Source organism: Isosphaeraceae bacterium EP7, from assembly GCA_038400315.1.
In the GTDB taxonomy this organism is placed as follows: domain Bacteria; phylum Planctomycetota; class Planctomycetia; order Isosphaerales; family Isosphaeraceae; genus EP7.
In genome coordinates, this window is the sequence record CP151667.1 from 3,522,884 (window position 1) to 3,535,581 (window position 12,698).

10 protein-coding genes are annotated in these 12,698 nt (G+C 68.7%); 8 read left to right on the forward strand and 2 right to left on the reverse strand.

Annotation, left to right across the window (positions count from 1 at the left end; translation table 11 throughout):
* Positions 1–87: 87 nt before the first annotated feature.
* On the reverse strand, positions 88–558 hold the full coding sequence (locus EP7_RS13595; RefSeq protein WP_463521522.1) for a hypothetical protein: 471 nt from the start codon (positions 556–558) through the stop codon (positions 88–90).
* A 215-nt stretch (positions 559–773) separates the two neighbouring features.
* Between EP7_RS13595 and EP7_RS13600 the strand changes: the two genes are divergently transcribed.
* Positions 774–938: a hypothetical protein gene (locus tag EP7_RS13600; RefSeq protein ID WP_463521524.1), complete on the forward strand. Its 165-nt coding sequence runs from the start codon at positions 774–776 to the stop codon at positions 936–938.
* A 114-nt stretch (positions 939–1,052) separates the two neighbouring features.
* Here the strand turns inward: EP7_RS13600 and EP7_RS13605 are convergent, their stop codons facing one another.
* Complete coding sequence (locus EP7_RS13605) at positions 1,053–3,566, reverse strand: DUF1549 domain-containing protein (protein ID WP_463521527.1); 2,514 nt, start codon at positions 3,564–3,566, stop codon at positions 1,053–1,055.
* An 832-nt stretch (positions 3,567–4,398) separates the two neighbouring features.
* Between EP7_RS13605 and EP7_RS13610 the strand changes: the two genes are divergently transcribed.
* From EP7_RS13610 to EP7_RS13640, 7 genes are all read left to right on the forward strand, one after another.
* The gene (locus EP7_RS13610) at positions 4,399–4,824 is read left to right on the forward strand and encodes a hypothetical protein (RefSeq protein ID WP_463521529.1); all 426 of its coding nucleotides are present in this window, start codon (positions 4,399–4,401) and stop codon (positions 4,822–4,824) included.
* Positions 4,825–4,939: 115 nt separating this feature from the next.
* Positions 4,940–6,448: a helix-turn-helix domain-containing protein gene (locus EP7_RS13615; RefSeq protein WP_463521531.1), complete on the forward strand. Its 1,509-nt coding sequence runs from the start codon at positions 4,940–4,942 to the stop codon at positions 6,446–6,448.
* A gap of 115 nt (positions 6,449–6,563) precedes the next feature.
* Positions 6,564–6,953, forward strand: a complete 390-nt coding sequence (locus EP7_RS13620) for a hypothetical protein (protein WP_463521533.1) — start codon at positions 6,564–6,566, stop codon at positions 6,951–6,953.
* 197 nt (positions 6,954–7,150) lie between these two features.
* Positions 7,151–9,346: an Ig-like domain-containing protein gene (locus tag EP7_RS13625; protein WP_463521535.1), complete on the forward strand. Its 2,196-nt coding sequence runs from the start codon at positions 7,151–7,153 to the stop codon at positions 9,344–9,346.
* 189 nt (positions 9,347–9,535) lie between these two features.
* On the forward strand, positions 9,536–10,231 hold the full coding sequence (locus EP7_RS13630) for a DUF1326 domain-containing protein (protein WP_463521536.1): 696 nt from the start codon (positions 9,536–9,538) through the stop codon (positions 10,229–10,231).
* 172 nt (positions 10,232–10,403) lie between these two features.
* Positions 10,404–11,105, forward strand: coding sequence for a hypothetical protein (locus EP7_RS13635; protein ID WP_463521538.1), 702 nt, complete (start codon positions 10,404–10,406; stop codon positions 11,103–11,105).
* An 86-nt stretch (positions 11,106–11,191) separates the two neighbouring features.
* A complete protein-coding gene (locus EP7_RS13640) occupies positions 11,192–12,667 on the forward strand; it encodes a M48 family metallopeptidase (RefSeq protein ID WP_463521540.1) in 1,476 nt (491 codons plus the stop codon).
* The last annotated feature ends 31 nt before the right edge of the window (positions 12,668–12,698 follow it).

Sequence of the window (12,698 nt, forward strand, 5' to 3'; positions counted from 1 at the left end):
ATCCCAGTCGGGTTGACGCCTCGGATGATCCGATTTCGTTTCTGGCTCGTCAGGCTGACACGACGATGACCCGGGGATACACCCGGTTCAATGCTTGAGTCGGGCCTTCGCCTGGACCAGCCAGCTCTCGGCCTCCAGCACCCGGTATTCGGCCTCTTCGGCGACGTCGTATTGGATCGATGCTCCCGGAGTCTTCGCCTTGAACTTCGCTTCGTCGAGCATCTCTTTGGCGAATTTGAGATAAGCGGCGAGATCGGCAATCACCTCAGCCTCTTGACCGCCCAGCTCATGGCGAGTCTCGGCGATTCGGCGGCGCCAGGCTGCGATTTCCGGCCCGCTCAGCGCGATGTCTCCGACGTTTGACTTGGCGAGGACCGATAACTCCGCGATGGTCTTGCGAGCCAACGCAACGCGTGCCTCGGCCAGCTCGTCTGTCGTCCGCTCGACCCCCTGGGCCGCATCAATTGGACGTGCCCACGAGATCATCGTCAAGACCAGGGCTCCAACGAGCGCGGCCATCGCATGCCCGAAAACTCGGCCGACGATCGTTGATCGCATGGGGTTATGCCACCATTTGAGAAGGGCTCGGTTCTCACGGAACTTGCGAGTCCGGCGACGATGGCCGGAGGATCCTTCGGCTTCAGATCAGAGTGAATGAGAGTCGGACCATGACGCAAGCCAAGACGACGGTATAAGCGATGCACAGAGCGGCCCCCGCCAGTGCGAGGTTGCGAGGCCAGCCCGGCGTTCCGCTTGTCACCGAAACAGCCCCGATGGCAATCAACGGGGAAAACGGCAGCAGCCAGAAACACACAACGCTCAGGATGGCCAAAAGTTTCGCCAACCGTCCGGGAACGGCGCGGCCGGTGAGTGTGTCGATGATCGAATCTCCCGAACCTGGAAAGGTCAAGATCACCGATCATTGGCAGTCGGTTTGACAGCTGTCAAACGAATTACTCATCAAAAGTGACGACCAGGAATGCAGCGACGGCCGGGGGAGGTTGCCCTCGCCCCGGCCGTCCGTTTGTTGGTTGGAATCCCGATCCGTCGGATCAATGGCGGAAGAGGAATTCCTTGGAGTTGATGAGCACCCAGCCGAGGTCTTCGACGGCCTGACGGCGGTCTCCGGCGGTCAGGTGCTTGACGGAGGCGGCCTGCTCGGTGGCGTTGGGCCGGCGGGCAAGGGCCATCATGTAGAGGTCGTTGGTGATTTCCTCGGGCGTTCCGGTCCCCTTGGCGAGCTGCGCCATCCGGCCGGCGTCGTCGCGGAGCTTGCCGTTGACGGTCGAGCCGCCGATGAGCTGCAAGGCCTGGGACAGGTTGGAGTCGCCCTCTCGCTCGCACTCGCAGGCCAGCTCGCGGGCGGGCCGGCCGAACGTCTTGAGGAACGGGTTTTCCATCTTGCCGTCGGGGATCTGGATCGCCTTGGCACCCTTGGGCAGGCCGTCGAAGGTGGTCGGCATGCCGGTCACCGTCGAGATGGCGTCGAGCAGCACCTCGGCCGGCAGCAGCTTGGTGTAGGCGTGCGAGAAGTAGATCGAGTCGTCGGCGTTCAGCTCATTGGTCCGGGCGCTCAGCTGATAGGTCCGGCTGGTCAGGATCGACCGCACCAGGGACTTGAGGTTGAAGCCACCCTTGACAAAGTCGGCCGTCAGGCCGTCGAGCAGCTCGTCGTTGCAGGCGGGGTTGGAGTCGCGGAAGTCGTCGACCGGCTCGACGATGCCGCGGCCCATCAGGTGGTACCAGATCCGGTTGACCAGGCTCTTGGCGAAGAAGGGGTTCTCGCCGCTGGTGAGCCAGGTGGCCATGTCGGCCCTGCGGTCCTTGGCGGGTGCGTCGTCGTAGGTGGGGCCGCCCAGGGCCTTGGGCTTCATCACCTTGCCGGTGCGGGGCTGGTTCACCTCGCCGTTGGCGGCGGTGAAGACGACCTCCTCGTCGGGCAGGTTCCCCTTCTTCTGGCGGACCCTGGAGAAGAAGGCCGCGAAGCCGTAGTAGTCGTCCTGGGTCCACTTTTCAAACGGGTGGTTGTGGCACTTGGCGCACTGGATGCGAACGCCGAGGAAGAGCTGGGCGGTGGTCTCGACCGAGTTCTCGGGGTCGCGGCTGATGCGGTAGTAGTTCGCGGCCGGGTTGCGGTAGGTCGAGCCGTCGGCGGTCAGCAACTCGCGGACGAACTTGTCGAGCGGCATGTCCTGGGCGAGCTGGGCGCGGATCCAGCGGTTGAAGACGTAGGTCCCCTTGGGCTGGATCAGGCGGCCGTTGGACCGGAGGATGTCGGCGAACTTCATCGTCCAGAAGTCGAGGAACTCGGGGCGGCCCAGCAGGCTGTCCACGACCTTGGTCCGGCGGTCGGGCGACGTGTCGTCGAGGAACGCCTTGACCTCGGCGGGGGTGGGCAGGACGCCGATGCCGTCGAGATAGGCCCGGCGGAGGAACTCGGGGTCGGAGCAGGGCTCGGACCGGGAGATGCGCATCCGGTTGAGCTTGGCGAAGACGGCCTTGTCGATCGTGCTGTCTTGCGGGACGTCGGCGATCTGGAAGCCCGGGACGTCGACCAAGTGGGTCAGGCGGACGTTGGCCACCAGGTTGAGGTAGTGGGCGATGACCGCCACCTCGCCGCTGCGTTTGAACGTGACGTGACCGTCGGCGTCGACCGCGGCGATCTCGGGGTTGGACGAGTCGTAGTAGCAGAGGGGGGTCACGTCGCGGACGGTGCCGTCGGCGTAGTGGGCCAGGGCGAACGTCTGCTGGGTGGTGGCCGGGGCGTTCAGCACGCGGGCGCCGGGGAAGATCTCCAGCTTCACGGCCAGGGTGACGGTGGGGTCATCCTTGGCGCCTTCGGCGATCCAGTCGTGGATGGCCTCGTAGGTCTTGGAGTTGCGGGCCAGGCGGAGGCCGCCCTCGTGGGCCTGCTCGCCCAGGGGCTTGCGCAGGACCTGGCTGGTCTCGGCGGCCATCGGGTTGATGCGCCGGCCGCCCACGTCGCGGCTCAGGACGTTGTAATCGACGTCGGGCAGGTAGCCGCGGAGGCTGAGCTTGAACCCGCCCTTGCCCGTCGGGGTGCCATGGCAGGCGCCCATGTTGCAGCTGGCCTGGCTGAACGCCGGGATCACGTCGTTGCGGAAGCTCACGGGCGAGGGCTTGGTCATGGCCTCGACCTTGACCGTCGCCTTGATCTCGACGCTCCCCTTGCGGGCGACGATCGTGGCGACGCCGTCGGCCTTGGGCGTGACCCGCCCCTTGGCCGAGACGCTGGCGATGGCCGGGTCCAGGCTGACCCATTCCAGGGCCCGCGTCAGGTCACGCGTCGAGCCGTCGGCGTAGGTGCCCGAGGCGATCAGCTGGCGGGTCGCGCGGCGGCCGACGAGGCTCGACTCGGCCGGTTGGATCTCGGTCGAGGCCGGCGTGCCGACCAGGTCGACCGCGACTGGTGCCGGTGCTGATGTCGCGGCTGCCTTGGGCTCGTCGGCATGGGCCCGGGGGGCCAACGGCGACGCGGTCAGGGCGGCCATCCATGCGAGGACGACCGCGGCGCCACGTCGGCGTGCAATCCCTGGAACGTCCATCGATCGCTCCTGTCGCAACATTTGGGTCGGGGGGCGTGTCACCCGCGACGACCGGCGGGATTGCCGGGGGACGCGGGCGGTGGGTTCGATCCGGATTCAGCGGGACAAGTCGATTGGGGCGACCCGGCCGCGTGCGCTGACCCTGCAGTTCAGGCGGGGGCTAACAATCCGAGCATACGCAACCCTGCCGGCCTCTTCAAGCAAAGTCAAACAAATTCGCAGCCTGGGTTGTGCGTCCTCGCTCCCGAGCGGCCCGGCCTGGCGGAGTGTCATGGTGTCGTGGCCTCACCCGTGGGGGGATTTTCCCGGCTGCGGCGACATTGGACGTCCTCGCCCGCCTGCGAAATCTTCTACGAATGCACGCACGCAATGTTCGACCTTCCCCGCTTCAATCCCTCCTCGGTGTCGCGACGGTCCGGGCAGGCGAGAGGGAACCGCGGGACGGCGGGTGGCGTCGAATTCTTGCAACATCAGGTTCCGGAACGAATGGGTGGGGTCCGCCGGACTCGAGCCCTGGTCGAATTTGCCGGCTAGCTTGTCTGGGAGGTTTGCGGGTCATGGATGGCCGTTGAGTGGACTTGCGGCGGTTGTCAATCCGGCTAGAATGCGCGTGATCGCGGCCGCGTTCGCGTGCCGTCTCATCTTGATTGGCCTCGGGCCGCCCATCCTTCCGAGGTCGCGGCCCCGGGGCCTTCCGGTGTGGTAAACTGACGGGGTCGGCGGCATGTCCGCCCGAGCCTCGGGGCGTGGCCGGCGGCCACGCGTGCGGGTGAAGTGAGCGGGTCGCCCCGGAGGGGTCGGCCGGATCCTTTTCACAGGGAGGTGTCGACTGATGGGAGACGCTCGTTGGAACTCCGCGGCCCGTTCCGGCCTCCCCTGGATGCTGCTTGGCATGGCGCTCGCCTGGGGGGCCGGCGTAGGCGGGCCTCCCTCGGTCTCGGCGCAGGGGCCTCTGGGCGTCGATCGCGGTCGGCCGTCGGCCGGCGGCGAGCAGGGATCGCAGGGCTCGGCCTCGGGCACCATCGCCCTGACGGCCACCCTGGGCAGCGGGGCCCAGTTGCTCTATCTGGTCGACACCAGGCTCCAGTCGCTGGCCATCTACAGGGTGGATCCGACTACCGGCAACAACAGCAAGGGGTCGTTGAAGCTGGAGGCGCAGAGGCACTATGGCCAGGATCTGAAGCTGACCGAGTTCAACAACGCACCCCCCGAGGTCCGCTCCATCGAAGCCATGGTGCGGACGCTCCCTCCCAAATAAGCGGCGACGCGGACGTGTACGGCGTCGCGTCGGCCGCCTGAGCCTCGCGAAGCCCGAATCCCACGGCCCGAGTCGGTATACCCGGAACGGGCCGATCTTCTCAGGAGCACGTCCGATGGCGCAGTTCTATACGCTGGAAGAGGCAGCCCGCGTCCTCGGGATGAGCCCCGAGGAGCTGAAGGTCAAGGCGCAACATCGCGAGGTCCGCGCGTTCATGGACGGCGGGACCTGGCAGTTCCGCGTCGCCGATGTCGACGAGCTGGCACGCCGCAGGGGCCTGGGCAGCGACCCCGAGCTGTCCCTGTCCGACCTCGACCTGGACATTCCCGCCGGCTCCGACAGCCACAACCTGGACCTCTCCGAGTTCCAGCTCGGCGTGGTCAACCCCGACCTGGGGCCCCCCACGGTCAACCTCTCGGCCGACTCCGGCGACGACCTGGACATCCTGCTCGACGAGACGACCCTGCCCCCCGGCCCCTCCTCGGGCTCCAGCTCGACGATCCTGGGGATGAAGCCCTCGGGCAAGCGCCCCAGCGACTCCGACGTGCGGCTGGTGCCCGACCTGACCATGCGCGGGTCGAGCGACTCCGACGTGCGGCTCTCGCCTCAGGCGAAGATGCCCAGCGACTCCGACGTGACGCTCATCAGCGACATCTCGTCGGATGACCTGGCCCCGGTCCTCCCCGGCTCGCGGTCGGGCGACACCTCCTTCCAGCCGAGCCCCTCGCTCGGCAGCTCGGACGAGCTCCATGCGATCGAGTCGGACAGCGACTTCGAGCTCTCCAGCCCGTCGTCGAACCTGATCGACGCCCTCCAGCCGGAGTCGGGCAGCGACTTCGAGCTGACGGCCCTGGACGCCAGCAGCGACGAGTTCGAGGCGACCCCGCTGTCGCCGGCCGACTCCGACGTGACGGCCGCCGAGCCGTCGCTCTCGGGCATCAACCTGGGCCGGCCCAGCGACTCGGGCATCAACCTGCTCGGCCCCGGCGCCTTCGACCTGAGCCAGGCCGACTCGATCGAGCTGGCCCCGCTCGACGGCGACGAGCCCGCCCCCAAGGCCCCGCCCAGGCCGGTCACCAGGCCGGCCGCCGCAGCCGCCCCCAAGGCCCCCGACAAGGACATCTTCGAGGACACCGACTTCGAGGTCGACGCCCTCGGCACCGACGAGTCGGGCGACGACCGGACGGTGCAGCTCGAGGCCGCCAGCGACTTCGAGCTGGAGGATTCCGACAGCGCCTCGGAAGTCTTCGCCATCGACGAGGACGACGTCGATCAGAACGCCGCCACCGCCATGGCCCCGGCCTTGCTCGAAGAAGAAGACGATGAGGATGCCTTCGGCGACCTGGGCGGCGCGGCCGCCAGCGGCGACTCGGCCGGCAGCGGCTGGGACGTGGAGCGCGAGGACGACGCCACCGGCTCACGCGCCGCGCCGGCCGCGATGATGGCCAGCTCCGCGTCGTCGGCCGAGTGGGGCGGCCTCTGGGTCGGCGTCCTCGGTGCCGCTGCCGTGTTCACGCTGGTGCTCGCCCTCGTCTCGCTCGACCTGGTCCGCAACCTCTACGAGTTCCGCGGCGACACCCCAGCCTCGGGCCTGATCCGCAGCCTCGCCGGCCTGGTCGGCTGACCTTGGCCCGTTCGACCGTTCGATGATCCTCGATGCCGGGCCGGACGCATCGCCGTCCGGCCCGGTCGCATCCTCCACTCAACGCCGGTCATCGTCCCGAAAGGAGTCGGAACGCATGGGACCCCGCACGATCCCCGGCCCCTCGCGAATCAGGCCGGCCCTGGCCGTCGCGCTCGCCCTCGTCACTGCGGCGATGCCGGGCTGCGGCATGGTCCCGCGCACCCGCCTGGCCGATTGCGCCAAGCTGAGCCAGAGCCTCCAGGCCGACAACTCCCAGTTGAAGGACCAGGTCGTCAAGCTGCGCGCCGAGAACCAGGAATTCGCCCAGCGCGCCGTCGACGACTCGGGCCAGATCCGCCGCCTCTCCGCCGAGAACAACCGGATGGAGCGCAGCATCGCCGCCTATCAGGATGACCGCGAGCGCCTGAACACCGCCTTCCAGGACGTGAAGGAAAAGGTCCATCAGGCGGCCCTGCTCGACGACGCGGGGATGGGGCGGAAGTGATCGGGACACTGATCCGGTCCGCTGCCATGATAGGCGTCATGGTCTGATTTGACATCTGTTGATGCGGGTGTAGGTTCTTTCCGGGGCACCCCGGAAAATTGTCCGGGAGATGCCATCGACCCGGGCCGGAGGCTCGGCGGATCCTCTCCAGTCGGGCTGCCCCGAGGGCTCGCCCGATTTGCTCCCGGGAGGCGAAGATGCTCTCCAGCTTCCGTGATCCGTCCGCGCGGACGGCTAGCCGATCCGCGCGCCTGGCCCGCCGCCCTGGCGTCGAGCGATTCGAGGCCCGCGCCTTGATGGCGACGCTCTCGGTGACCAATGTCACCGATTCCGGTGCGGGCTCGCTCCGCCAGGCGATTCTCGATTCCAACGCCGCCGCGGGCGCCGACACGATTGCCTTCAGCATCGGCTCGGGGCGGCAGACGATCATCCCGGCCTCGCCCCTGCCGCAGGTCACCGACACCGTCGCGATCGACGCGACCACCCAGCCCGGATATGCGGGCACGCCGCTGATCGAGCTGAACGGTTCGAGCATCTTCTATCCGCCGACCGACCCGCCCTCGGCAAGCCCCGTCCCCATTCCCGGCGTGCACGGCCTGGTCATCAGCGCCGGCGGGAGCGTCGTGCGTGGGCTGGTGATCAACCGGTTCACCGGGAGCGGGATCGTCCTGACCGGGAGCGGCCAGAGCCAGATCGCGGCCAACTACATCGGCACCGACGCCGCCGGCGACTTGCCGCTGGGCAACGGGATGGACGGCGTGCTCGTGCTCGACTCCCGCAACAACCTCATCGGCGGGACGTCCGCGGCCGACGGCAACCTCATCTCGGGTAACTCCGGCAACGGCATCCAGCTCACCGCGTCCGGCTTCAGGGGTCTCTCGGCCAACAACAGGGTCCTCGGCAACCGGATCGGCACCGACGCCTCCGGCACGTTCGACATCGGCAACTCCGGCTATGGCGTGGTCGCTTCCACGGGCGGCAATGCGATCGGGGCGGTCACGCCGGCGGGTGCCGGCAACGTCATCGCCTTCAACGGCGGCGGCGGCGTCCTGCTCGGTGCGTTCTACCTGCCGTTCGGGCAGCAGGTGCGTAACTCGGTCCTGTCCAACTCGATCTACAGCAACGCGTTGCAGGGAATTACCGTCAGCTACGGGGCGGAGGTTTCCGTCTTCGGCGCCTCGCTGACCTCGGCCTTCCCGCTCGCGGGCGGCGGGACGATCGTCCAGGGGTACTTCAGCGGATCGCCCGAGACGGCCTACCTGATCCAGATCTTCGCCAATGCCTTCGGCGACCCGTCCGGTGCGGGGGAAGGCCAGACCCTCGTCGGCTCGACGACGGTGACCACCGACTCCGACGGCCAAGCGAATTTCGAGGCCGGGGTGCCCGCCACGCTCGCCCTGAACCAGGTTCTGAGCGCGACGGCGACCGACCCGAACAGCAACACGTCGGGCTTCTTCCGCAACACCCGCGTCGCGGCCACCGCCGAGGCCGACCTGGTCCTCGTCCAGCACGCCTCGCCCGCGCCGGTCCTGTCGGGCGACAAGCTGACCTACCAGGTGACGGTCACGAACAGGGGGCCTTCGACGGCAACCGGCGTGACCATCAAGGGGTTGCTGCCCGCCAACGCCGTCTTCATCTCGGCCAAGACCGACCAGGGGACCGTCAGCCGCGACCAGCGAGCCCTCAACGTCGCGGTCGGCACGCTCTACTCGGGAGAGAGCGTGACCCTCACCGTGGTCGTCACCCCGACCACGGGGGTGGTGGCCTCCAGCGCGTTCGAGGCGAGTGCCGATCAGGAGGATCCGACGCCCGACGACAACACGTCGTCCATCGAAGTCGGGATCACGCCCGATCTGGTCCCCCCCACGGTTCAGGGCGTTCGGCTGCGTGTCGGCCTCCGCTCGATCAACGCCATCGTGCTGACCTTCAGCAAGCCCCTCGACCCGATCCAGGCCGTGAACCCGATCAACTTCGCGCTCCAGCTGGTTCGCGGTGGCCAGTCCAGCAACAACCCACACGGGACCCCCGTCGCCCTGGGGGCACCGGTCTACGATCCGTCGGCCCAGACCATCACGCTGACCCCGACGAAGCCCCTGTCGCTGGGCAAGTTCTACCGCCTGACCCTCAACGGGGTGGGATCGGCGGGCATCACCGACCTGGCCGGTAATCTCCTGGTCGGCAACAACAACAGCGTCGCCGGCGGCTCCTACGTCATCGACGTGAGCCGGGGCGCGGCGACCCCGCATCCCACGCATGTCGTGAAGACCCCGACGCGCAAGCCCGCGAACGTCCGGCTGGTCGAGTCGCTGGTCGGCCGCCGGGTCTTTTCCGGCCCCGCAGGCAGCGTTGTTCCGTCCAGTTACACCAATTTCTCGAACTCCTTCTCCTCCTGAGCCGGGAGCCACCTGACGTCGCGATTGAGGCCCCGCGGGGGCCGGAGAAGGGGTCCCCCATCACCCCCCTCCGGCGCCTGCGGGGCTTGACTTGGTTCCTCTGCGGGACCCATAATCCAAGGTGATGCTGGACGGCTGTCTTCCGTCCCGCTCGACTCTTGGATCTTGCGGCGATGGGGGCCCGGGACGATGACGAGGACTCTGAAGGCGCTTTGCGGCGCCCTGATCCTGGCGGGATCGACCAGCGCGAATGCGGCCGGCCTGCGAGGCGACTACATCGAAGCACGCACGGCCGACGTCTACACCGGCCCTTGCTTTTCCAATGCTGAAATCTTCATTTACGGCGATAGCGCCGTGATGGCCTGGAAGGTGACCGAAGGGTCGTTCAACGGCGTGAAGCTCGACGGCCTGGGCATCGCCGCGGCGGTGCGCGGGACGACGACCTTCTCCGAGGACAAGCCCGAGAAGGCCAAGTCGGTCCTGATCGTCGACCGCAACGCTAACCCCAAGCAGCGCGAGGCCCTCATCGCGATGGCCAAATCGCTGGCCGGCAAGCGGCTGGACTCGGTCGTCGAGGTCCGGACCTCGCTGATCAGCCTGACCGTCGAGGCCCACGCCTCGGCCGAGCCGACCGCGCACCACGGCATGCCCCACGCCCCCCTCGGCACATTCTGGGCCCCCGGCCTGGCCGAGATCAGCACCCGCCCGCTGGGCGACGGCGACCACATGTGCGGCAACGAGACGGTGGCCTACGCCCCGCTCTCGAAGAGCGTCGACGTCCTGCCGGCCTACACGCTGGGCCACCACTTCAAGGCCCCCGGCCTGGGTGGCAACTGGGACGACCCCAACTGCCGGAGCAGCTTCGTCGGCCACTTCTCGCTCTGAGATCCGGCCGAGTATGACTTGCTGAGATCGATCGTCGGCGCGGGCAGTCCGGGCGGTGAAACCATCGCCGGGGATGCCCCGTCGGCGCGGGTCTTCTCGCCCTTTTGACGGCCAGACTCTCCCGGCCGGTGTGCCCTCGGACTCTATATCCATCTTGAGGTTTGCTACTCGCATGCAACGCCCCCGCACCCGGTTGTTGGGACTGGCCCTGGCGATCGCCCTGGCCCCGGCCGTCTCGTTCGCCCAGGAACCCTACAAGGTCGAGGCTTCGAAGGAGGCCCCGCCCGAGGCCCTGGCGCCGGCCGTCAAGGAGGCCCTCCGGCCCGAGGGGTTCCGGGTGCTCGACGCCCAGGGCAAGCCGTTCGCCGAGTTCTGGCTGCGCAAGGAAATCCCCGCGTCGGGCAAGCCCGCCGGCACCCAGGGGGCCGTCCAGTTCCCGATCCTGGCCGAAGGCGAGCTGCTCGGGGCCATCAAGTACTCGGTCGAAGGGGGCGACTATCGCGATCAGCCGATCGCCGCGGGGGTCTACACCCTGCGCTACGGCCTCCAGCCGGTGAATGGCGATCACCTGGGCGTCAGCCCGTTCCGCGACTACGCGCTGCTGCTCCCCGCGGCCAAGGACAAAACGGTCGCCCTCCTGCCGCGCAAGGAGCTGGAAACCGAGAGCGCCGAGGCCGCCGGCACGAATCACCCGGCCATCCTCTTCCTCCTGACCGCGCCCGCCGGGTCCAAGGCCGAGCCTTCGATCGTCCATGACGAGGAGAAGAAGACCTGGGGGGCGATCGCTCCGCTCGAACTGGCCGTCAAAGGCGAGGCCACCCCGGTGCCGCTGCCCGTGAAGCTGATCGTCGTGGGCGCGACCCAGGGGGGCTGAGCCCGCGCCGGTTCCATTGCAGGGGGCGACCCGAGGCCGATCACTGGCGACGCTCGATCTCCCCAGGGAGCAGGACGGACCTTCGCATGCCCTTGCCGCTGCTCGTCGCCGTGGTCGTGGCCTTCGGGCTGGATACGCCCGGCGACCTCGATTTGCTCGCCCCCGCCGAAGTCCTCAGGCGCCTGCTGGAGACGCTCGGCGGGGTTGTCGTCGTGGCGGTCACGGCCGGGGTTCTCGGCCTGGTCCTGGCCTCGGCGGCGCGCCGGGAGGGCGGGCCCACCGTGCGGCTCAGGCGGACCTATCTGCTGGGTTCCCGGGCCTGTGAGGTGCTGGCGTTGGGCACCTTCGCCTGGATCATCCACTCCGTCGGCTGGCGGCAGGTGGTGCGGTCGGGCTTCAACCTGCGCGGGGCGATCCTGGCCGACGAGGTCCTGATCCTGGCGCCGTTCCTGCTGTCGCAGCTCGCCGTCTGGGCGGGCCTGTACCCGGCCGAGCGTGCCCTGCGGTCGCGGGCTGTCCCGTCGGCCGGGGGGGTCTTCGGCCACGTCGCGCGGCGGGCCAGGCAGACGATGGGCCTGATCCTGCCGGTGGTCCTGATCTTTGCCCTGGGTCAGGACCTGGTCGGCCGATTCCTCCCCTCGGCCTCGGGCGACGCCTGGGTCCAGGTCGGCGTGATGGCGGCAATGGGGGCCCTGGTGCTCGTCTTCTCGCCCGCGTTCGTCCGCATGGCCTGGCCGACGCGCCGGCTCGAAGACGGCCCGCTGCGCGACCGGCTGGAACGCCTGGCGGCGCGGCACCGGTTCCGCTGCACCGACATCCTGGTCTGGGAGACCGGCGGCACCGCGGTCAACGCAGGCGTCACGGGCGCGCTCCCCTGGTTCCGCTATGTTTTGCTGACCGACGCCCTGATCGAGCGGCTCGACGCGCGGCAGGTGGCGGCGGTCTTCGGCCACGAGGTCGGGCACATCGCGCACCGGCACCTGCTCTCGTTCGGACTCTTCTTCCTGGGAAGTCTGGGTATCCTGGCCCTGATGGGGCAGGGGATTGAGGCGTACGTCACCCTGCCCGCGGGGGTTGATACCGAGGATCTGGCGGCGACCACCGTGCTGCAATCGGCCGTCTTCCTGGGGCTGGTCGTGGCCTACTTCCTGGGCGTCTTCGGCCTGCTCTCGAGGCGGTTCGAGCGTCAGGCCGACGTCTACGGCTGCCGCGCGGTCTCGTGCGACGTGGACGGCTGCCCGCCGCACATCGACGTGGACGGCAAGCCGGGCGCGGCGTTGACGGGCCCCGCCCCCGGGCTCTGCATCCTGGGCATCCGGATCTTCGCCGAGGCTCTGGCCGACGTGGCGCGGCTCAACGGCATCGACCGCGACGTAAGGTCGTGGCGGCACGGAAGTATCGGCCGGCGGATCGCGTTCGTCGAGGGCCTCGCCGGCCGCCCCGAGGCCGAGCGCCGGTTCCAGGCCGGCACCGTCCGCCTGCGGCTCGGCCTGCTGGTCCTGCTCGCCGGATCGGTGGCCCTGGCGGTGGCGGCCGGATCGGTCGAATACCTCGGCCGCTGACGGGCCTGTCGGTCGGCGTGGGGGCTCGACT